Annotated in this window: 17 protein-coding genes; 9 read left to right on the top strand and 8 right to left on the bottom strand. The window is 60.1% G+C overall.

All coding sequences use genetic code 11. The features are described from left to right. Nucleotides 1–50: 50 nt before the first annotated feature. Nucleotides 51–2,831 carry a DNA polymerase I gene (polA, locus tag L1A08_RS17465; RefSeq protein ID WP_238757805.1) on the top strand — a complete coding sequence of 927 codons (2,781 nt, stop codon included), beginning with the start codon at nt 51–53 and terminating at the stop codon, nt 2,829–2,831. 219 nt (nt 2,832–3,050) lie between these two features. On the opposite strand, the gene L1A08_RS17470 is transcribed toward polA, so the two are convergent. From L1A08_RS17470 to L1A08_RS17490, 5 genes are all read right to left on the bottom strand, one after another. Continuing rightward, nucleotides 3,051–3,275: a DUF5989 family protein gene (locus tag L1A08_RS17470; RefSeq protein ID WP_238757806.1), complete on the bottom strand. Its 225-nt coding sequence runs from the start codon at nt 3,273–3,275 to the stop codon at nt 3,051–3,053. 6 nt (nt 3,276–3,281) lie between these two features. Beyond that, on the bottom strand, nt 3,282–3,692 hold the full coding sequence (locus L1A08_RS17475; protein WP_238757807.1) for an SxtJ family membrane protein: 411 nt from the start codon (nt 3,690–3,692) through the stop codon (nt 3,282–3,284). A gap of 4 nt (nt 3,693–3,696) precedes the next feature. Continuing rightward, complete coding sequence (locus L1A08_RS17480; protein ID WP_238757808.1) at nt 3,697–5,463, bottom strand: carbamoyltransferase family protein; 1,767 nt, start codon at nt 5,461–5,463, stop codon at nt 3,697–3,699. Nucleotides 5,464–5,549: 86 nt separating this feature from the next. Further along, entirely contained in the window at nt 5,550–6,935 is a 1,386-nt protein-coding gene (locus L1A08_RS17485; protein WP_238757809.1) for an arylsulfatase B, read from the bottom strand. Nucleotides 6,936–7,400: 465 nt separating this feature from the next. Further along, nucleotides 7,401–8,705 (bottom strand): homoserine dehydrogenase, encoded by a 1,305-nt coding sequence (locus L1A08_RS17490; protein ID WP_238757810.1) that lies wholly within the window; start codon nt 8,703–8,705, stop codon nt 7,401–7,403. 333 nt (nt 8,706–9,038) lie between these two features. On the opposite strand from L1A08_RS17490, the gene L1A08_RS17495 reads away from it, so the two are divergent. From L1A08_RS17495 to ada, 6 genes are all read left to right on the top strand, one after another. After that, a complete protein-coding gene (locus L1A08_RS17495) occupies nt 9,039–9,872 on the top strand; it encodes a menaquinone biosynthetic enzyme MqnA/MqnD family protein (RefSeq protein WP_238757811.1) in 834 nt (277 codons plus the stop codon). 16 nt (nt 9,873–9,888) lie between these two features. Beyond that, on the top strand, nt 9,889–11,037 hold the full coding sequence (mqnC, locus tag L1A08_RS17500; RefSeq protein WP_238757812.1) for a cyclic dehypoxanthinyl futalosine synthase: 1,149 nt from the start codon (nt 9,889–9,891) through the stop codon (nt 11,035–11,037). 355 nt (nt 11,038–11,392) lie between these two features. Beyond that, nucleotides 11,393–12,073, top strand: coding sequence for a sulfite oxidase-like oxidoreductase (locus L1A08_RS17505; RefSeq protein WP_238757813.1), 681 nt, complete (start codon nt 11,393–11,395; stop codon nt 12,071–12,073). After that, nucleotides 12,063–13,232: an A/G-specific adenine glycosylase gene (gene mutY / locus L1A08_RS17510; RefSeq protein ID WP_238757814.1), complete on the top strand. Its 1,170-nt coding sequence runs from the start codon at nt 12,063–12,065 to the stop codon at nt 13,230–13,232. Before L1A08_RS17505 ends, mutY begins: the two co-directional genes overlap by 11 nt. Before the next feature lie 10 nt (nt 13,233–13,242). Further along, entirely contained in the window at nt 13,243–14,265 is a 1,023-nt protein-coding gene (locus tag L1A08_RS17515) for an endonuclease/exonuclease/phosphatase family protein (protein ID WP_238757815.1), read from the top strand. A 442-nt stretch (nt 14,266–14,707) separates the two neighbouring features. Further along, nucleotides 14,708–15,775 carry a bifunctional DNA-binding transcriptional regulator/O6-methylguanine-DNA methyltransferase Ada gene (gene ada, locus L1A08_RS17520; protein WP_238757816.1) on the top strand — a complete coding sequence of 356 codons (1,068 nt, stop codon included), beginning with the start codon at nt 14,708–14,710 and terminating at the stop codon, nt 15,773–15,775. A gap of 2 nt (nt 15,776–15,777) precedes the next feature. Here the strand turns inward: ada and L1A08_RS17525 are convergent, their stop codons facing one another. Then, entirely contained in the window at nt 15,778–17,343 is a 1,566-nt protein-coding gene (locus L1A08_RS17525; protein ID WP_238757817.1) for an arylsulfatase, read from the bottom strand. Between the two features lie 197 nt (nt 17,344–17,540). On the opposite strand from L1A08_RS17525, the gene L1A08_RS17530 reads away from it, so the two are divergent. Continuing rightward, on the top strand, nt 17,541–18,059 hold the full coding sequence (locus L1A08_RS17530) for a signal protein PDZ (RefSeq protein WP_238757818.1): 519 nt from the start codon (nt 17,541–17,543) through the stop codon (nt 18,057–18,059). 253 nt (nt 18,060–18,312) lie between these two features. On the opposite strand, the gene lysS is transcribed toward L1A08_RS17530, so the two are convergent. Together lysS and L1A08_RS17540 are read right to left on the bottom strand one after the other, a co-directional pair. Beyond that, nucleotides 18,313–19,815 carry a lysine--tRNA ligase gene (gene lysS, locus L1A08_RS17535; protein ID WP_238757819.1) on the bottom strand — a complete coding sequence of 501 codons (1,503 nt, stop codon included), beginning with the start codon at nt 19,813–19,815 and terminating at the stop codon, nt 18,313–18,315. Nucleotides 19,816–20,186: 371 nt separating this feature from the next. Beyond that, nucleotides 20,187–21,347, bottom strand: coding sequence for a formylglycine-generating enzyme family protein (locus L1A08_RS17540; RefSeq protein WP_238757820.1), 1,161 nt, complete (start codon nt 21,345–21,347; stop codon nt 20,187–20,189). 282 nt (nt 21,348–21,629) lie between these two features. Here L1A08_RS17540 and trpC point away from each other — a divergent pair, with 282 nt between their 5' ends. Next, on the top strand, nt 21,630–22,412 hold the full coding sequence (trpC, locus tag L1A08_RS17545) for an indole-3-glycerol phosphate synthase TrpC (RefSeq protein ID WP_238757821.1): 783 nt from the start codon (nt 21,630–21,632) through the stop codon (nt 22,410–22,412). Nucleotides 22,413–22,437: the final 25 nt, after the last annotated feature.

Below are 22,437 nucleotides of genomic sequence, written 5' to 3' on the forward strand. Positions count from 1 at the left end.
TGCCGTTCTGAACGTTTTCCGCTCTCTCTCTGATTGCCATCGGCTCTGCTATGCCTGAAACGGTCTACATCATCGACACCTTTTCGCTCATGTTTCAGGTGTTTCACGCCATTCCGCCGATGACGGGACCGGCCGGACAGCCGACGAATGCCGTCTTCGGCTTCACCCGCGATCTGTTCATGATCCTCCGGAAGAAGCCCGGCTATCTGCTCTGTGCTCTCGATTCTCCCGGTCCCGGATTGCGGTCCGACTGGTACCCCGACTACAAAGCGCAACGTAAGGAGATGCCGGAGGATCTCGCCCCGCAGATTCCGATGATCACCGAGGTCATCGAAGGCTTCGGGATTCCAGCCGTCACTCACGCCGGCTGGGAAGCGGATGATGTCATCGCGACCGTGACCCGCCAGGCCGAAGCCGCCGGGATGGAGGTCTGCATCGTCTCGACCGATAAGGACTGCCGACAGCTGCTCAATGAACACGTCAAAATGTTCAACTGCCGCAAAGGAGAATACTTCGGTCCACCCGAGTTGATGGAGACGTGGAACATCCGTCCGGAGCAGGTGATCGATTTCCAGGCGCTGGTCGGCGATTCGGTCGATAACGTCCCCGGCGTGCCGCTCGTCGGGCCGAAGAAAGCGACCGCACTGCTCGAACAGTTTGGCGATCTGGAGGGCGTGCTCGCCAATGCCGAGAAGGCTCCGGGGAAGAAGCTGCGCGAGAATCTGGTCACCTACGCCGATCAGGCCCGCATCAGCAAGAAGCTCGTCACGCTGAGCACCGAACTCCCGCTCGACTTCAATCTCGAAACTGCCCGTGTCGGCAACTTCGATGTCGATGCCCTGCAGCAGATGTTCCTCGATTTCGGCTTCCGCAAATTCCGCGACGATCTCTATGACCTCGCCGGACTCGGTGACGGGGACGTTCCGCAGGATATTCCACCTGCGAAGAAAGTGGGCCAGCGGTCGCTGTTTGATGCCGCAGGCAACGCGGCTCCTTCAACGTGGCGAGCCGAGGTGAAACCGATTGAGAGCAGTCACGACTGGGTTCTCATCCGCGACGAGGACGAGTTCACCGAGTTGATTACTCTGCTCGGTCAGGCCAAAGAGATCTGTATCGATCTGGAAACGACCGGGCTCGACGCGATGCGGGCGGAGATTGTCGGCTGGGCCGTCAGCATCGATCCGGCGACCGGGTACTACATCCCCGTCAAAGGGCCGGCGGGTCAGTTCACGCTCGATCCGCAACAGGTTCTCGACGCCTTCCGTCCGCTGCTGGTCGACCCCGACATCGCGATCAGCAATCAGAACATCAAATACGACCTGCTCGTCTGGAAGCGGCTCGGCATCGAAGTTGTGAACATCGGCATGGACTCGATGGTGGGGCATTATCTGCTCGACGCCGGGGCTCGCAGTCACGGTCTCGATTCGATGGCCGATGAGTTTCTGAAGCACCGTATGATTCCGATCAAGGATCTCATCGGCACGGGCAAATCGCAGAAACGGATGGATGAGATCGACGTCGAACAGGTCGCCGAGTACGCCGCCGAAGATGCGTGCATCTCGCTTCGGCTCTGTCATCTCATCCGCAGCCAGCTTGAAGAGCAGAACCTGTGGACACTCTACACCGAGCTGGAGCGCCCGCTGATTCCGATTCTGGCTCAGATGGAATTCGACGGTATTCGGGTCGATGACCGGGAGCTGTTCGAACAGAGTCGTCAGGGCGAGGTTCGCATCAATGAACTGCTCGAAGAGCTGAAGGAACAGGCGGGCCGTGAGTTCAATCCCGACTCCCCCAAGCAGCTGCGGGAAGTCCTGTTCGATGAGATCGGCCTGCCGGTGCAGAAGCGAACGAAAACCGGGCCGAGCACCGATCAGTCCGTGCTTGAGAAACTGGCGCTGATGCATCCGCTGCCGGCGAAGATCATGGAGTATCGGCAGCTGGCCAAGCTGAAGGGGACGTATCTCGACGCACTTCCGAAACTGATCCATCCCGAAACGGGTCGCATTCACGCTTCGTTCAATCAGGTGGTCGCCGCGACGGGGCGGCTCAGTTCCAGCGATCCGAACCTGCAGAACATCCCGATCCGCACCGCCGAAGGCCGCCGGATTCGCAAGGCATTCATCCCCGGGGAACCCGGCTGGAAACTCCTCTGCTGCGACTACTCCCAGATCGAACTCCGCATGCTGGCCCACTTCAGTGGAGACGAGGCGCTGCGGGAAGCGTTCCAGACCGGCATGGACATTCACACGGCTGTCGCCTGCGAAGTCTTTGAAGTCGATGAAGAACACGTCGATTCCGATATGCGTCGCGTCGCCAAGGCCGTGAACTTCGGCGTCATCTACGGGCAAAGTCCGTTCGGTCTCGCCGCGGCTCTCAACATTCCGCATGAGCAGGCGGCTGAGTTCATCAACAATTACTTCGACCGCTATCCGGGTGTTGAGAACTTCATTCACAGCACCCTCGAAGAATGTCATCGAGCCGGGTACGTCTACACGGTTCTCGGCCGCCGCCGCCCGATCACCGGGATCAAGAACGTGACCGGCCGCAACCGCAACATGCCGGAACGCACGGCGATTAACACCGTGATCCAGGGCTCAGCGGCTGACCTGATTAAACAGGCGATGATCAACATCCACAACCGCCTGCAGTCTTCCGACCTGCAAAGCCGCATGCTGCTGCAGATCCACGACGAACTCGTCTTCGAAGCCCCGGTCGGAGAGCTGGAAGAACTGTCTCAACTCGTGAAGACCGAGATGGAAGCCGCGATGGAACTCGATGTCCCTCTTCTCGTCGACATGAAGCACGGCGACAACTGGCTGGACGCGAAGTAGGGTGAGGGTCCACTCCCGTGGTGTGAGTCTGCAGGCTGGGATAGCCGTCCGGGTTATTCCCGACGCACCAGCAATTGGACGGGGCGCGCCAGCGACACGAGGCAGCGCACTCCGCGAATTATCTGGGGAAATCATCTGGTCTTTGTCGATCCAGAGTCCATGACAACCATGCCCACGGCGAGCGTGGGCATGGCACCCGTTTCAGGCGGCATCCGTTGCTTAGAACAGTGGGTAGATGAACGGGGCAATCGACGTCGTGCTCAGCCAGACGGTGAATCCGATCAGGGCGAGGCTGAGCAGGATCGGGATCATCCACCAGGCTTTGTGTTCGCGGAGAAACAGAGCGAACTCGGCGATCAGTCCCGGGTCGGAGCCGGCGGCTGCGCGTTCGAAGTCAGAACCAGCCAGCGGCTGATTGTCCGGGATCGACGGCGGAATGGCCATGAGATGTCAGAACTGACGAAAGTAATCTTCCGCTCGCTGTGGCCGGGTCGATTTGTTCCAGTAACTCTCGGCAGTCGATTCGAACGAACGCTGCAGAGGGTCCCCAAGCCGCCAGCGGCGATAAAGCCCGATGGGCGTGACAAGACTATAGTACACTATGGCCATGAGAAAATGCGAGATGAAAAATCCGATCGGAGCCGCGATTGCCATCCAGCACAGGTAGAGTGGCCGGATCACCTGCGGGCGAAACATGGCAATCAACGCCAGTAGACCGGAGATCGCCGTGAGGCCGGTCAGCGTCGACGGGTCCGCATTCAGTCCCCAGGCGAGCAGCAACGCGAACGGAAACTGCAGCAGAGCGAAGACCCGCAGGTCCCGCTCCGAACGGGGTTCGATCGCAGTTCGGAAGGAAGTCATTCGCTCAGTCCTCTCCCAGTGGTTCTCGATCGATGTGAGAACGATCGCGGGTGACTGCAGGCTGTTCCTCTTTGAGCAGAATCCGGTTTCCGATAATGAGGGCGTCCATCTCGGTTCGCAGAAAACATCGGCAGGCTTCAGCCGGGGTGCAGACAATCGGTTCGCCCCGCACATTGAAGCTCGTGTTGATCAGCACCGGGCAGCCGGTCTGGCGATGAAACTCCTCCAGCAGTCCCGCGAATCGAGGATTGCGCCCGGCATCAACAGTCTGCACGCGAGCGGAGCCGTCGACATGAGTGATCGCCGGGAGATCGGATCGAACCTGAGTCGTCAGCAGCATGTAAGGGCTTGCGGAAATCCCGTCCATTTCGAAGTGATCCCCCGCATGCTCGGCGAGCACGGCAGGAGCGAAGGGGCGGAATGATTCGCGGAACTTGATCTTCTGGTTCATCCGCGACTGCATCTGCGGATCGCGCGGGTCGCCGAGAATGCTGCGATTGCCGAGCGCTCGCGGACCGAATTCCATGCGTCCCTGAAACCACCCGACGACTTTGCCGGCGGACAGCAGGGCGGCGGTTTGCTGCAACAGTTCGGCATCCTCTCCAACCGTTCGAAAGACGGCTCCCGCTGCTCGCAGTGAGTTTTCGATCTGACTTTCGGTGAACGCCGGGCCTAGCAGCGATCCGCGCATGGTGTCGGTTGCTCGTGGTTCTCGGGGCTTGTCGAGCAGTTGATGCCAGATCAGCAGGGCTGCTCCCAGAGCTCCCCCGGCATCGCCGGCTGCCGGTTGAATCCAGAGGTCTTCAAACGGGCCTTCGCGAAGCAGCCGTCCATTGGCGACGCAGTTGAGGGCGACCCCGCCGGCGAGGCAGAGCCGCTTCTGGCCGGTCAGCCGATGCACGTGGTGAGCCATCTTGAGCAGCACGTCTTCGGTTACGAGTTGAATCGAGGCGGCGACGTCCTTGTAATGCTGCGTAAGTTCTCCTTCGGACTTCCGTTTCGGCTGGCCAAACAGGTGTTCGAAGCGGCGGTTGATCATTGTCAGTCCACTGCAGTAGTTGAAGTGCCGCATGTCGAGCCGAAGTGATCCATCGGGTTTGACGTCGACGAGTTTCTGTCGGATGCGGTCGGCTAAGACCGGCTTTCCGTAGGGAGCCAGGCCCATCAGTTTGTATTCGCCCGAGTCGACTTTGAAGCCGCAGTATTGGGTGAAGGCCGAATACAGCAGGCCGAGCGAATGCGGAAATCGGAGTTCATTCGTCAGTTCGATCCGGCTTCCCTGCCCCGAGCCGAAACTGGCGGTCGCCCACTCGCCGACGCCATCGACTGTCAGAATCGCAGCTTCGTCGAAGGGCGAGGGGAAGAACGCACTGGCGGCGTGGGCTTCGTGATGCCCGGCGAAAGCGACCCGCTTCTGAAAGCGCTGTCCGAGTTCGCGACGGATGATGCGGGAAACGTGCAGCTTCTCTTTCAACCAGAGTGGAATCGCTGTCGCGAAGGAGCGGTAACCGCGAGGAGCAACGGCCAGATAGGTCTGCAGCAGCCGATCGAACTTGAGCAGCGGTTTCTCGTATAAGCCCACATAGTCGAGCTCGTTGTCGGCCAGACCGGCTTCCGTGAGACAGTACTCGATCGCCTGCCGAGGAAAGCCGTTCTCGTGTTTGCGGCGGGTGAAGCGTTCTTCCTGAGCGGCGGCAATGAGTTCGCCATCGATCACGAGAGCCGCGGCGGAATCGTGATAGAAGCCAGAGATGCCGAGAATGGCTGTCATGAGAGATTGCTACGATGGATGGCGCGGCCTCGTATCACTGACGCAACCCGGCGGTCAGGACAGCCGGGCCACGCCGTGTGGGTTGATCAATTGAACTCTCCCCAGACGGCCGGGACGGTGAAATCATCGGGAGCGCGGTTGGGCGGGATGTTCGGTTCGTGGGCCTGAGAAGCGAGATCGGCGAGCTGTTTCTTCAGACGTTCGAAGATGCGCGGCCGCCTGGCCGAGACGTCGTTCTCTTCGGAGGGATCCTCCTCGATGTTGAACAGTTCCCAGACATTCTGGCCGGGGTCTGCGGTCGTGTTCGAGGTGACATCGCCGTTATGCACGACCTTCCAGGGACCGGAACGCAGCGCCCCGTGGAACGGCGTTGTATTGTGCAGAATGTATTCGTGCGGCGACTCGGCTCCATCGGCAATCGCCGGCCAGGCGTCGCGGCCATCGAGGGGCTTCTCCTGTTCAAGCGACGCTCCGGCGAGTTTCAGGAAGGTCGGGTACAGGTCGACAATATGCAGAGCCGCGTTGACTTCCCCACCCGCCGGCAGCCTGTTCTCCCAGACCATCACGGCGGGAACCCGGACTCCACCCTCGTAGAGTCGGCCTTTGCCGGATCGGAGTTCGCGATTCGAACCGAGTTTGGGGATGCCGCCGTTATCGGAACAGAAAAAGATCAGCGTGTTGTCGGTGGGGAACTTCGCTGTTTCGAGAGCATCGACAATCTGCCCGACGGCGTCGTCCATGCAGGTGACCATTGCTGCGTAGACCTGGCGGTCCTTCTGTTTGAAGTGCTTGTACTGATCGATGTACTTCTGCGGAGCCTGCAGCGGCGTGTGCGGCGCGTTGAAGGGGACATACAGGAACAGTGGGCGGCTTTGATCGTGTTCTTTGATCAGTCGGCTCGCTTCGTCGGCGATGAGGTTTGTGGAGTAGCCCTCCTCATCGAGACGTTTGTCATTCCGATGCCAGTCGTGGCCGCCGTCCCGTTCGAGCTTGAAGTAGTCGATCGCCCCGTTGTAATGGCCGTACTGATGATCGAATCCGCGACTCGTTGGCAGATACTCGGGCCGGGAATGTCCGAGGTGCCATTTCCCGCAGACGGCCGTTTCGTAGCCAACGTCGTTCAGCGCCTGTGGAAGCGTTCGCTCATCGAGCGGGAGTCCGTAATCGGCCCAGGGACGAACGACGCCGCACTGCAGGCCGTATCGCATCGGATACCGGCCGCTCATCAACGAAGCTCGCGTTGGGGAGCAAACCGGCTGCACGTAGAACTGATTGAACTGCACGCCTCGGGCGGCGAGCTTGTCGATGTTCGGCGTCGAGATCCGGCTGCCGTGATAGCCGACATCCCCCCAGCCGAGATCGTCGGCAAGCATCATGACAATGTGCGGCTGCTCAGCCGCGGCAGGCGAAGAGGTCAACGCCAGTAGAGCAATTCCACTCAGAACCAGCACGCGTCCGATCAGCATTCGCATCTCGTCTGTCTCCTCGAGTCGCTGAGGGTTCAAATTGTCGTCGTGGTTTCCGCCGCAGTTTTCAGAGCAATGTTCCCCTGGGGAATCGTGATCGAATATCAGTCCTCAAGCTGCGCCGCCACGTTTTCTGTCCACAAACAGGAATCAGTAGATGTCAGTTTCAGGAAGTCTCTGCAGACGAAGACCTTACGGGTGGCCCTGATAGCTGTGCTATCAGGGCGGCGAAGCCGTAGGAGGATGCAACAGCCGCATCCCTCAACGTGCTCCCTTCCGCCTGTTTTTCTGGTGACAATCCTGTCTCTTGATTCGACGTCCAATTCCACTTCGCCGACGGCTGCGCCGCCCCGAAAGAATCTTTCGGGGCCACCCCTTTCGGTAACTCAGGTGTATTCCGACAATGTTGGCATCTACTGAGGAATGTCTGTGCCACTGCCGGGCGCGACGGGAGCAGCTATTAACGTGTTGTCAGTCCCGGATCGGCAGTCGCAGGAAAGGCTTCAGGATTTTCGGACATTCCGAGAGAGCCGCGTCGGCGGCCCGCATCTGTCCTTCGGTGCATTCGTGAGTCATGATCACCAGCGGCACGGTGCTGGGTGGTGATTTCGGATCAGTCTCGTGCTGAATACACGAATTGATGCTGATCCCGTTCTCGCCCAGAATCGTTGTGAGAGCGGCCATTACACCCGGCTCTTCTTTCACGCGGAACCGCAGATAGTAGCGGCGTTCAATCTCTTCGGCGGGCAGGACCGGCAGTGGCTTCTGCGCCTGCCACAGGTCGAGCAGCGGGAAGGAGAGCTGAGCCCGTCCGACGGCCAGATCGATCAAATCGGAAACGACAGCCGAAGCGGTCGGCATCTGGCCGGCTCCCATGCCGGAGAACCAGGTGCGGCCGACGGCGTCTCCTTCGAGTTCGATCATGTTGTAGGCGTCGTAGACTTCGGCCATTGGCTGATGTTTGTGGATCAGCGTGGGCTGCGTGTGCATTTCGAGCGAGCCGGAATCGAGCCGGGCCACGGCCAACAGTTTGATGCGATAGCCGAGCTCATCGGCGTATTGCAGGTCGGTCAGATCGAGCTTGTCGATCCCCTGCCGCAGGAACTGCTTCGGATCGACTTTGGTGCCGAACGCCAGCTGCGTCAGAATGGTCAGCTTCTGGGCGGCGTCGGTGCCGTCGACATCCATGGAAGGATCGGCTTCGGCGTAGCCCTTTTTCTGGGCCATCGCCACGGCGTCTTCGTAAGACGCATTTCGCTCCAGCATTTCAGTCAGGATGTAGTTGCTGGTGCCGTTCAGAATCGCTTCAATCGAGGTGATCTGGTTTCCGGAAAGCGATTCGGAGACGGCTTCGATGATCGGCACCCCGCCGGCGACAGCCGCTTCGAAACAGATGGCCCGGTTGTGCTCGCGGGCGAGTTTGAACAGTTCATCACCCTGTTCACAAAGTAGTGCTTTGTTGGCGGTGACGACGTGTTTGCCGGCCTGAACCGCCTGGCGGACGACATCGCCAGCCGTCGTGGTGCCGCCGATGAGCTCGCAGACGACATCGATGTCCGGATCTTCAATCATGTCGAGCGAAGTGTCGATGAGATCATCGGCAATCGAAATGGATCGGGTTTTAGTCGGATTGCGGACGATGACCGAGACAACTTCGATCTTGCGATTCGTTCGTCGCTGGATGCGTTCGGCCTGCTCGAGGAGGATTTTGACCACGCCCGATCCGACCGTGCCCAGTCCGACAATCGCGACCCGCATCGGTTGCTGCTCTGCCATCAGTTGTTGCCTGTTTCTTCAAATGCGTTCGTACATCGTGTCGCAACGGCGACTGCATCCCGGCTTCGGGCTGAGGCAGCGCGTTGTCAAGCCCATCATCCTAGCGTAACGCCCGGTCCGGTCCCAGCGTTCACCGTCTTTCGATACAGATCGGAATTCGTACATCGCGATCGATTGATGCGACAACATTACACAGTTTCCGAATCTGGTACGACACCCGGTGACCCGATATGATGTCACGGATTTCATGTTCAATACTCGTGGAATAGCCGCGTTGCAAACGCAGAGCGACTCTCTACAGCAAGATTTTTCGAAGACATGAGCGGATCGACGTTGGATTGGGATGTAACGACAGGGGAGACTGGGGAAACCTCGCCTCCTGTCTCTGATGCGCGGGTCGGAGCGGTTTCCTACCTGAATACAAAGCCCTTGATCGAAGGTCTGGAGAAGAATCTGGCCGCCGATCATCTGGTGCTCAAAGTCCCCAGCCGCCTGGCGGATGAACTTTCTCAGGGCCTGCTCGATGTCGCGTTGATTCCCTCGGTCGAGTACTTCGGCGATCCCGATTACGAAATCATCTCCGACGCCTGCATCGCGACCCGCGGTCCGGTGCTCAGTGTGAAGCTGTATTCCCGCGTGCCACTCGGGGATATCCGTTCACTGGCGCTCGATGAAGGATCCCGCACCAGTGCGGCTCTGACGCGCGTGATGCTGCAGGAACGCTACGGCGTCATTCCGGAACTGCGTCCGCTGCCACTGAAATCGTCCCTGGCCGATACCGACGCCGATGCCGTGCTGCTGATTGGCGATCGGGCGATTCATCCGCCGCAGGAAGAATTCGTCGCGACCTGGGATCTGGGCGAGGAATGGGTCACCTGGACGGGATTGCCGTTCGTTTTTGCCATGTGGGTGACTCGCAAATCGGCCGTGAACCCGCAGCTGGCCGACCTGCTTGAAGAGGCCCGTGATCGAGGGCTGGCCCGCCTGCCGGAAATTGCTGCCCGCGAAGCCGGCCCGCTCGGCATCAGTGTCGAAACGGCTCATGATTATCTGCGTGACAATCTTCACTTCCAGTTCGGCTCGGCAGAATGGCAGGGACTGCGACTGTTCCGCGAACTGGTCGACGGCCTCGAAGGCGCCCCGCTGAATCCGAACACCTTTAACTGAACCCCGGTGGACTCTCATGATCAGTCCTGTCACCTCTCCCATTCAGCCGATTCTCGATAAAGCCGTCGCCGGCGAGCGACTGACTCGCGAAGAAGGCGTGCAACTGCTCGAATCGCACGACCTGGTAGCCATCGGAGCGGCTGCCGACGCCGTGACGAAGCGGCTGCATCCGGAACAGTTCCGAACCTACAACATCGACCGGAACATCAACTACACCAACGCCTGCACGGCTGTCTGCGACTTCTGCGCGTTCTATCGCCCGCCGAGCCATCCCGATGTGTACGTGCTCCCGATGGAAACGCTGCTGGAGAAGATCCAGGAAACCGTCGAGCTTGGTGGCGATCAGATTCTGCTCCAGGGGGGACTGCACCCCAAGCTGCCGCTGGAGTGGTACGAAGACATGCTCCGCGGCATCAAAGATGCCTTCCCGCAGGTCAACGTGCACGGCTTCAGCCCGCCGGAGATTCACCACTTCACCAAGATCAGCAAGCTGCCGCTCGAAACCGTGCTTGAGCGTCTGAAGGCCGCCGGACTTGGAAGCCTGCCGGGTGGCGGCGGCGAGATTCTGGTCGACCGCGTTCGCAAGGAAATCACTCGCGGCAAGGTGTTGACCGACGACTGGCTGAACGTGAACCGGGTCTGGCACAAGCTGGGCGGAAAATCGACCGCGACGATGATGTTCGGGCACGTCGAAACACTTGCCGAGCGGATTGAGCATCTCGATCGACTCCGCGAAGTCCAGGACGAAACCGGCGGCTTCACCGCGTTCATCTGCTGGACCTTCCAGCCGGACAACACCGAGATGGACCACATCCCGCCGACCGGAGCGTTTGAGTACCTCAAGACCCAGGCCGTGAGCCGGCTGTTTCTCGACAACTTCCCGAACATCCAGTCGTCCTGGGTGACGCAGGGAGCCAAGATCGGCCAGATCGCTCTCAGCTTCGGCGCCAACGACATGGGCAGCCTGATGATCGAAGAGAACGTCGTCTCCAAAGCGGGCACCGTGCATCACCTCACACTCGACACGATCCGCCGCTGCATCACCGACGCCGGTTACATCCCGCGCCAGCGAAACGTCTTCTACGAATACATCGACGAGTACGATCCGAATCAGACTCCCAAGACCTTCGAAGCCCCCAAAGGCCCCTTGGTCGAACTGTCGTAAACAAGGATGACCCAGACGCGTGCGTCTGGGTGACGAAGTCACAGGAAGTCGCTGACCAGGGACGAACGCAGACCGGGTGGCTCTGATAGCCGTGCTCTCAGGGCGGCGCAGCCGTGGGAGCCTGCAGTGTGACGTCGCCAGACATGACAGAATCGAACTCATCGGCCCCTAGTAGCGCCGATGACAAAACGAGTCAAAGACCAATTCTCCAACGGCTGCACCGCCTCGAAAGCATCTTTCGGAGTCACCCTGACAGAATGGACCATGTTCCAGGACAGGCATGCCCACGCGAGCGTGGGCATGGCACCCGATTCTTGTCGCGGCCGTAAGATGCCGCTGCTGAAAAGGAACAGCGATGACGATCTCGGATCCCAAGTATCAGGACGGAGCCCCTCCCGAGCCGGTCGATCTGCCGGACGACGTCATCATTAGCAGCGACACTCGGCGGGAGGAACGCATTCCTCCGGGACAGTCCCGCACAAAGAAATGGCCGGTGCTGCAGGCCGGTTCCGTTCCCCAGGTCTCAACGGACCAGTGGACGTTAACGGTGGATGGTCTGGTCGATCGTCCTCTCTCGTTCACCTGGGACGAATTTCAGCAGCTGCCCCGCGTGAAGGTCTTCTCCGACTTTCACTGCGTCACGAAATGGTCGCGACTCGGGAATCTCTGGGAAGGGGTCAGCACGAAGACGATTTTTGAGATGGCCGGCGTTCAGGCCGAGGCGAAGTTCGTTGTCGCCGGCGGTTACGACCGGGGCTGGACGACGAATCTGCCGCTCGAGCATTTTCTTTCGCCCGATGCTCTTCTGTGTGACCTGCACGATGGCGAACCACTTTCTGCGGATCACGGGGCTCCCGTGCGACTCATCGTGCCTCTGCTGTATGCCTGGAAGAGTGCCAAGTGGTTGAAGTCGCTCACGTTTGTCGCCGAAGACCAGCCCGGTTACTGGGAGCAAGGGGGCTATCACAACATTGGCGATCCCTGGCTCGAACAACGCTTTGGCTCCGACTCGATTCCGCCCGGCTATGACAGTTAACTCAGCCGACTCGGAAACAAACCTGTTCGAACCGGCGACGCTGAAGTCGTTCCGCGCCGATCTGAAACGCTGGTATCGCAAAGCGGGCCGCGAATTGCCGTGGCGGCTCACCGCGGATCCGTATCGGATCTGGCTCAGCGAGATCATGTTGCAGCAGACAACTGTGGCGGCCGTCATTCCGTATTATGAACGGTTTCTGGCCCGCTTCCCCGATGTCCCGGCTCTTGCGGCCGCAGAGGAAGCCGAGGTGCTTCGGCTCTGGGAAGGGCTCGGCTACTATTCGCGGGCCCGCAACATTCACAAGACGGCCCGTATTGTCGCCGAAGAGCGAAAGGGCGAGTTCCCCCGCTCGGCTGCCGAGCTGCACGAACTCCCGGGCATCGGTCGCTACACCGCCGGCGCGATCGCCTCCTTCGCGTACGATTTGCCCGCTCCCATTCTCGAAGCGAACACGCAGCGGCTGTATGCCCGGCTGCTCGCCTACGATGCTCCACTGCAGTCGACTGCTTCGCAGAGAACGCTCTGGAACTTTGCCGAACAGCTGGTGCCGAAACGCGAACCGGGGCTGTTCAATCAGGCCTTGATGGAACTTGGCGGCCAGATCTGCAAACCGGTCGATCCGCTCTGCGATGACTGTCCCGTCTCCCGCCATTGTCGCGCCTTCGAGCAGCAGCGGCAGCACGAGATTCCGCATCCCAAGAAGAAGATCGAACTGACGGATGTCGTGCATCTTTGTGTGGCGGTAAAGCAGGACGACCGGTTCCTCGTGCGGCAGTATTCGCCGGAAGAACGCTGGGCCGGGCTCTGGGATTTTCTCCGCTGGGAGCAGAACGACTTTCCGATTCTGAAGCGTTCCCGCGGCAGGAGATCGAGTGAACTCTTCACGGATCAGGACCTGTTCACGCAGGAGTTCGCCCGAGCCGAGGCGTTGCTTCGTGAGCGATATCAGCTGCCGACCGAGATTCAGGAACTCGCGTTGACCATCAAGCACGGCGTGACGCGATACCGCATTACGCTGCTCTGCCTTGTGGCCGAGTTTGGCGGGGATCTCGCCGACGATCAGCCGACCGATCAGCAGTGGGTCACGCGGGACCAGCTGAAGGAACTGCCGCTGTCGAAAACGGGACGTCAGTTCGCCAACCATCTGTTGAATCAGTAAGCTGCCCGTCATGGAAGACGCCCCGAACCAGCCTGAATCTGTCGCAGCCGAGCATGGCGAGAATGCCCCGCGCTGGTTTCGTCCGATCGCGCTTCTCACGGCTGGGGTTCTGCTTCTGCTGCAGATCGTCTACATGAATCGGCCCGATGCACTGACGGCCATCACCGTCTTTCCCGTGTGGATCTGGACGGCTGCGGTCAGCGTGCCCGTGCTGGTGATGTTCCTGTTTGCCAGCCGGCGATACGGCTATCTGCTGATTCTCCCGGTCGTCGTCACGCTGCTGCTGGCCGACACTCCACTGTCGTTGATTCGCGTTCTCTATCAACCCGCACCGCCGGTCGTTCGTGCGGAAAAGGACGACACGATCCGGATCATCACGCTGAACTGCCTGCACCAGCAGCAGGCGGTCGCCGATCTGAAACGCTTCGAGCCCGATATCGTTCTCGTTCAGGAATACCGACGCATCGACGTCGAGCAGGTTCGTCGGGAACTCTTTGGCGAAGCGAGCTTTCTAATTCGCAATCACGATGTCGCGATCTTCAGTCGGTTTCCTCTGACGGAGCACCCGATGCCGAGAGATCTGTATCGCACCTGTCTGGCAGGGCGGGCGGAGATCGGGGAAATGTCGCTGCTGCTCGTTCCGCTGCATCTCAATTCGCCCCCGCCGCGACTCGATCTCTGGAAGGCCGAAAGCTGGCGAAGCTACACGAAGAACCGAAACAGGCAGCGGGAACAACTCCAGTTGATCTTCGAGTCCCTTCCGAAGGTGACTCCGAAGGATGCGGTTGTGCTCGGCGGCGACTTCAACGCTCCGCCGGGAGACGCCATCTTCGAACTGCTGCCCCCCTTCATGCAGGATGCCTTCCACGAAGTCGGCGTCGGCTGGGGGCGGACATACGCCAATGACCTGCCAGTGATTCGCATCGATCAGCTCTGGTCCACTCCGGTGGTCACCCCGCTCCGCTGTATGGCGGTTGACAGTAACGGGAGCGATCACCGAGCCGTGATTGTGGACTATGAGTTGCGTTTCTGATCAGCTTCGAAGGGATGGCCCAGACGTGCACGTCTGGGTGACGAAGTCACAGGAAGAAGCTCTGGTTCGCTCAAGAAGTATTAGCAACGGTTTCATGGGAGACTGGCCGAACAGACGAAGGCCGTCGGTTACCGGCCTCTTGTGGCTTCGCCACTCAGACGCACGCGTCTGAGCCATCACTGTGATTGTCGATTATCAGCTGGGCCCCTGACGCAGCCCTGGGCGAAGTGGAATGGAACCGCCCGTGAGAACGCGAATGATCGGGCACGTCACGATAGCGTCCTCCTACGGCTTCGCCGCCCTGATAGCGGAGCTATCACGGCCACCTCGGGGCCTGGGAACCAGGGCAATCTGAATTGCAGAGCAGAAAACGGAGTGGTTGTGACCGGCGGTTTCCATAAGATGAATCCAACCGTGAGCCGCTCTTTTGGAAACCAGAGCAATGCCCGTCAATGAAGTTAACAATTCGAATGCCTTCATCACCGACGATGCCCGCTGGCAGGCGATCGTCTCGCGCGATGCAGCGGCGGATCGACGATATTACTACGGCGTTCGCACCACGGGCGTGTACTGTCGGAATGTCTGTGCTTCGAGACAGCCTTCACGGAAGAACGTCCGATTCTTTGCGAGTCGTCAGACCGCGGAAGCCGCCGGGTTCCGGCCGTGTAAACGTTGTCGTCCCGATGACGAAGAGACAAACGGTGAGGCCAATGCGATCGAGCGCGCCTGCCGGCTGATCGAGAATGCCGAACGGGTTCCCTCGCAGACGGAACTGGCAGCGGCTGTTGGATTCAGTCCTACTCACTTTCACCGGCTCTTTCGGCGGCAGACCGGACTCACGCCTCGGCAGTATGCGGCTGGACTGCGCGACGAACGACTGCGCACAGAACTCGCTGCACAGAAGACCGTCCAGCGAGCGATGGAGTCCGCCGGGTTCGCGACGAGCAGTCGCCTTTATGCGGCGACGAATAAGGCACTCGGAATGCAGCCGTCCCGGTTTCGAACCGGCGGGGCAGGGGAGACGATTCGTTTCGCGGTCGGCGAATGTTGGCTCGGCTCGGTTCTCGTCGCGGCCACGTCCCTCGGCGTTTGCAGAATTACGCTCGGCAAGGAACCTGAACCGCTGCTGGAGGAGTTTCAGCAGGAGTTCACCGCCGCGGAATTGATCGGCGACGATCCCGAATTCGAGCAGACGGTCGCCGTCGTCATCCGTTTTATCACGACGCCGGCCGCGGGCCTCGATCTTCCGCTCGACATTCGGGGCACGGCATTTCAACTTCGCGTCTGGCAGGCGGTGTCAGCGATTCCGCCGGGAACGACGGTCACATACACGGACCTCGCCGAACGCCTCGGCTGTCCCGAGTCGGCCCGCGCGGTCGCCAGTGCGGTCGGAAAGAATCATCTCGCCGTGGCGATTCCCTGTCATCGCGTCATCCGTCGCGACGGAAGTCTGGCCGGATATCGCTGGGGGCTGGAGCGGAAAGTCGAGCTGTTGAACCGCGAGCGGTAAACTTATCGCCCGTCGCCCTTGTAAAGGATCGTGGCTCCCTCCGGGGCCTGCGGCCAGGGCGTTTCTCCCGGGGGCCAGAACTTGGGCTGCGTCTCGCGCACTTTCTCGACGTGCCGCTTGATCCACTCGGGAGCGTTTTTGTTCTCTTTCTGCCCGTAGACCCACGGCAACGGCGGATCCATCAGCATCGTTTTCTCGCCGAGCGGCGGCCGTTCTTTGCTGACTTTTTCCAGCCGAGCTTTGAGTCGCTTCACAACCTCGGGATGCTCAGCGGCGATGTCGGTCCGTTCGCCCGGATCGGCTTCGATGTCATACAGCATGTCGCCCATCAGTTTGTAGCGGCCCGAACGAATCGTCGGCAGCCGCACGCTGGCGGTCACTTCGAAGATGATCTCCTCGCGGGGACTCTTCGCTCCAGCGAACAGCGTTTCGGTCATGTCGATCCCGTCGAGCGGACGTTCCTGATCGGGTTCGGCTCCGGCGAGGGTCACGAACGTCGGGAACAGGTCGGTGATGTGCATCATCTCGTTGTTGATCGAACCGGCTTCCACTTTCCCCGGCCAGCGGAACACGAACGGCACGCGCACGCCTCCTTCATAAGTCGTGTTCTTGGTGCCCCGCCAGGGTCGGTTCATCTCATCGGTCAGCCCACCGTTGTCGTTGCCGAAAATGACAAGCGTGTTGTCGCGGAATCCATACTGGTCCACAGCCGCGACCACGCGTCCGACGGCATCATCCAGACATTTCAGAGCCGCTTCGCGGGGTGAGTACTGATCGGTGTAGCGGGGGACTTCTTCAATCGGTCCGTGCACGGCGTTGAACGGCACGTAGATGAAGAAGGGGCGGTCGGACTTCTGTTCGGCGATCAGGCGGACCGCTTCGTTGGCCATGAGATCGGTCGAGTAACCCTGTTCGAAGAGCGGCTCCTGATTGCGGTGCCAGTCGAAGACGGCGTAGCGAGCCGGGGCGTTGTGCGGGATCGTGTAGTTGTTGTAGTCGATGCCCCAGGCGTAGTGGCCGTACTGATGCAGGAAGCCCTGGCCCATCGGCAGATGTTCCGGCAGCCATTCGCCGCAGTGCCACTTTCCGGTGATCGCCGTGAAATAGCCGGCGTCGCGCAGCGCTTCGGCAATCGTCCGCTCTTCGGTGTCGAGTGCGTGAATCCGGCGTGTTTCTTCGCCCCGTTCATTCTTCGCCAGCGTGAGGTTCAGCTTGGCGAGATAGCTCGGCTTGCCGAAATCTTCCGACCGCCAGTCGCTCCAGGTGCGGAAGGCATAGCGTCCGGTCAGGAACGAAGCCCGCGTCGGGGCACAGACCGGCTGCGCGTAGAACTGCCGCAGCTGCATCCCTTCGCGGGCGAGCCGATCCATCTGCGGCGTCAACTCGGGATTCCCTCCGTTGAAACCGGGCTCGGCGTAGCCCATGTCGTCGGAAAGCAGAAAGACAATGTTCGGCCGACTTCCTGCGACATCAGCCGCGATGGCGGAGGCCGGGATCAGCGTCAGAACCAGAAGAACGAGAGCCAGCAGAGACGGCTTCGAAGAGCGAGAGTGAGTCTGGAAAGTCATCAGGCGTTTCCTGAGCGGGGAACAAACATGCGGACAGATCCTGAGTCCTCAGTATAGCAGTCTGCGGAAAGGTTTGCTGCCGGGAGGAAATTTCGCGGTTGGCTGTCACCCTGCGGACCGGGTTGTCGCTTTCCAGAATGTCAGGGGGCGAATGACCCCAACCCAAACAAAACCAACAACTGATAAGGAACTGAATCATGACCCGTTTCACTCTCGCACTCGTCGCTGTCGCCGCCGTTGCTACCCTGTCCACCAACGTTGAAGCTGGCGGATGCAGCAGCTACAAGTCCTACGGCTACAAAACCTACAACTACCGGAAGACCTACGATTACGGCCACTGCCGCAAGCCGGTTTACGCAAAGCCGATCGTTCGGGAAGTTGTCATCGAGAAGCCCGTCATCAGGGAAGTCATCGTGCAGAAGCCGGTTTGTGAGACCGGCTGCAAGAAGCCGCTGCCGTCACTCGGATTCTTCGGCGTCATCTGTGCTGAGGGAATGCTGGTGAAGGAAGTGATGCCGAACAGTGAAGCCTGCCGACTCGGCCTGGCCCCCGGCGATGTCATCAAGACCTTCGACGACATCCGCATCATCTGCGAAGACGACTGGCTCCACGCCCTGGACTGTGCCGGCCCAACCGCCTGCCTGCAGGTTGTCCCCTGCGGCGAGCACCGTCTGATCGAAATGCACGCCCACCTCGAAGTCGGCCTGAAGTACTAACCCCGAACCGCCAACTCCTTCGCTGCCCGGAGACCCGTCGCAAGACGGGTCTTCTTTTTTTACGTTGAGGCGTTGCTGCAGTCCACTCGCGTTGGGTCCACTGCGCGGACGCGGAATGCGGGCGATTCGAAGGCCAGGCGAGCAGGGTTCCTTCGAGGATCTCCCTCCGTCGGTGAGTCAACCGGAGCAGAGAGATCTCAATGTGTCGGCGAGGTCGTTACCGCGTCCGCACAGCGGACTCTACTCTGGTTGACTACTCGTCTTTGTCGGACGGGGCTGCTGCTCCTTCCGGGCGCAGCAGGGGGAAGTAGATCACGTCGCGAATGCTGCGGCTGTTGGTTAGCAGCATGACGAGGCGGTCGATGCCGATACCCAGGCCTCCGGCGGGGGGCATGCCGACTTTGAGGGCGCGGACGAAGTCGTGGTCCATCTTGGCCATCGAGTCTTCTTCGTCCTGCCCCTCGAGCTGGGTGAGAAAGAGTTCTTCCTGCAGCTTCGGGTCGTTCAGTTCGGTGTAGGCGTTGGCGAGTTCCATCCCCTTCACGTACAGCTCGAACCGCTCGGCAATGTTCGGATCGTCCTGCTTCCGCTTGGTCAGCGGGCAGATGCTGGCCGGGTAATCGATCACGAACACCGGGCCCTGCAGGTTGTCTTCGACCAGCTCTTCGAAGACTTCGTTCACGATCACATCGGGGTGCTTGCCAGCCGTTTCGATTCCCTTGCTCTTCGCGATCTCTTCGACGGCAGCCGTATCCGACATCTCGCAGCCGGCGGCTTCGCGGAACAGATCGGCGTACTTCTTTCGCGGCCAGGGCGCGGTGAAGTCGATCGTTTCTTCCCCGTCGTCGCCCCACGGCAGGACCATGGTGTCGGAGATCGCCTTCACGGCGTCAGTGACGATGGCTTCGGTCAGGTCCATCATCGTTTCGTAGTTGCCGTACGCCTGATAGATCTCGATCATCGTGAACTCAGGGTTATGCGTGGCATCAATCCCTTCGTTACGGAAGACGCGACCAATCTCATAAACACGTTCGACACCCCCAACCATCAGTCGCTTGAGGTGCAGTTCGAGGGCGATTCGCAGATACAGCTCGATATCGAGCGCGTTGTGATGCGTAATGAACGGACGGGCGGCTGCTCCCCCGGCGATAGCGTGCAGCACTGGCGTCTCGGCTTCGACGTACTTCTGTCCCCGCAGCGTCTGGCGAACCGAGTCGATGATCTTCGATCGCTGCAGCATCCGGTCGAGGACGCCGTCGTTGTAGATCAGATCGATGTAACGCTGCCGCAGCAGCATTTCGATGTCCTTGGCGCCGTGGAACTTCTCCGGCGGCTGGGCCAGCGACTTGCAGAGGACGGTCAGCTCTTCGACAAAGATCGAAACTTCGCCGGTCTGCGTGCGGCGGATCGGGCCGTCGATGCCGATCAGATCGCCCAGGTCGAGCGCGGAGACGAGTTCCCACTGCTGTTCGGTCATATCGCCACGAGACATCAGCAGCTGAATGCGACCGGTCGCGTCCTTCACGTCGAAGAACCGCAGCTTCCCAGCCTTGCGGCGGCCCATGATGCGGGCGGCAATGCGGACGCGGGGGCCGTCGTCGCCGGTTTCTTCCGGGCAGAGCGGACGGACCTCTTCGATCGGCTGATGATTGTCGAACCGCTGACCGTAGGGATCGAGTCCCATTTCGCGGATCTTCTGGACTTTCTCGAGACGGGCCCGTTCGAAACGGTCAGGCTTTTGTGGGGTCGAACTCATGGGACTCTGCAGGGAATGAAGGAAAAAGCGGGCAGCAGGCGAGCCGGCATCGGCCGCATCAGGCAAGCGAGGCATCATCGACAATGACCCGAGGGAAGTCAACGAACCAGTTCCGGAGAGACGCCGGGCGCAGAGAGGAGGTTCGGCTGATACAGATTGAGGGCCGGACCGGGTGCCATGCCCACGCTTGCGTGGGCATGCTATGGAGATGGCTTGTCGATTGACGCACAGACGTAAACCAGTCGTTGCCAGGTTGTTCATGCCGATGCAATCGAAAACTTTGGGGTGGCCCTGATCGCTGTGCGATCAGGGCGGTGAAGCCGTCGGAGAATGCACCTGCCGCTCGCCTCGACTGGCAGTCTCGCGGAGATTCAGCGGTCCATTTTCGTGTCGATCACGCAGCGGAAGCCCGTGTGATACGACGCCGAGCTGACATCACTTCTCATGCGGGCGGCGTTGCGGTAGCCGGTGCAGTTGTTGGTGTTGCAGAGGAAGGAGCCGCCGCGGGTGACCCGTTTTTCAATCAGCGGTTCACCCGGATCGAGCCACTTCTCGGGCCCCTGCGGGTTGCGTTTCGGGCTTTCGAGATAGTAGCGGTGATGGTAGTAGTCATTCACCCATTCCCAGACGTTGCCGGCCATGTCGAAAAGACCGTAGTCGTTGGGAGGGAAGGACTTAACGGGAGCCGTGTCGAGAAACCCGTCGAGATTCTGGCGGTCGGTCGGGAAGGTCCCCTGCCAGTAGTTGCACATGAATTGGCCGTTCGGCTGGAATTCGTTGCCCCAGGAATACTTCCAGCCTTCGTGCCCGCCGCGGGAGGCGTATTCCCACTCGGCTTCGGTCGGCAGCCGTTTGCCGGCCCAGTTCGCGTAGGCGACGCAGTCCCGATAGACGACGTTCACGACCGGGTGATCCATCTTGTCGTCGATGGACGAATCCGGTCCGGTTGGGTGCCGCCAGTCGGCTCCCGGCTGGTACTTCCAGGCCTGATATTCCCAGTTCGTATACTCGGTGGTGAAGTTCTCGCGGTCGAAGTCCTTGTTGAAAATCAGGGCACCGGCGACGAGATTTTCTTCCGGAATGGCCGAGATATCGGGGACGACGCCGATGAAATCTTCCCGCTTCGGTTTGATCTCGGCGAAGGTGACGTAGCCGGTTTCGTCGACGAATTTCGCGAACTCGGCGTTCGTCACTTCGGTTTCGTCCATCCAGAAGCCGTCGACGATGACCTCGTGAGCCGGAATTTCATCGGCTTTGATCTTGTCGGGATTCTCGCCCGTCGGCGGAAGTTCTTCGGTCCCCATCGTGAAGGAGCCACCCGGGATCCAGACCATGCCCTTCGGAGCGGGACCGGGAGCTTCAGTGATCGGCGGCGGCCCGTCATCTTCCTGCTCCACGGCTGCGGCGGCGGGAGCGTCCGTGGCGGAGTCGTCACTCGCATCGCGACGGAACAGCGAAGCCGGACCGACGGCTGCCAGAATGAACAGGCCGATGCAGCCGACGAAGATGATGAGGGGCAGAGATTTTTTCATGAATGATCGATGTCGAGTGCTTTGGAAGACACGTTGAGAGCGGCAATTGCAGAGCGATGTGCTGGGGCGTTATGACGCACCCTGCAGGCCGGAAGCCGCCGGTTCGGGAATACTGCATCATACGGCAGGGCGGCTGGCATGTTCAAATCCTGATGGGAAAACCGGAGCCAGTTCGTTGAATTCTGCGGCGGTCGGAAATGTCCGGTCGTGAAAAGCGCTGGCGTTTCCGGTACGATGCCGCTCGATTCCGGTTCTTGAAACTCTTGATCTGATGGTGCGGCGTTGCGAGATATTCTTCAGGACATTGTGGCCCATAAACGCGGGGAAATCGCCGCTGCGAAGGAGCGGGTTTCGTTCGAGGATCTCGTGGCACACCTGCCCGAGGCTCCTCCGGTCAAGGATTTCGTCACCCAGCTGCGGCTCAATCATCCAATGGGTGTCATTGCCGAGGTGAAAAAGGCCTCGCCGTCCGCCGGGATTATTCGCGAAGACTTCGATCCGGTCGCGATCGCGAAGACCTACGCCGCCCACGGAGCCTCCTGCATCAGCGTGCTGACCGATGAAAACTTCTTTCAGGGACACCTCGATTATCTGAAGCAGATCCGCCAGGCCGTCGACCTGCCGCTGCTGCGGAAGGACTTCATCCTCGACCGTTATCAGATTGCCGAAGCCCGTGTCGCCGGGGCCGATTGTGTGCTGCTGATCGCCGAATGCCTGACCGAGCCGGAACTGCGGGATCTGTATCAGTACTCCCGGAAACTCGGCATGCAGGCACTGGTCGAATTGTACGACGTCGAGAACATGCCGATGGTGCTCGACCTGAACCCGCACATCATCGGGGTCAACAACCGCAACCTGCGAACCTTCAAGACGGACCTCGGGCATTCGATCGAACTGCGAAAGCAGGTTCGCGATACGATCCTGTTCGTCAGCGAAAGCGGCATCCGCACTCGCGAGCATACCCGCCTGCTGGAAGAGAACGGCATCCATGCAATTCTCGTCGGCGAATCGCTGATGCGATCAGACGATATCGGAGCGGCTCTGCAGAGTTTATTGCACGAATAGCCCGATTCGTGGCGGCAGCATCCTG

Source organism: Rubinisphaera margarita (genome assembly GCF_022267515.1).
GTDB lineage: Bacteria > Planctomycetota > Planctomycetia > Planctomycetales > Planctomycetaceae > Rubinisphaera > Rubinisphaera margarita.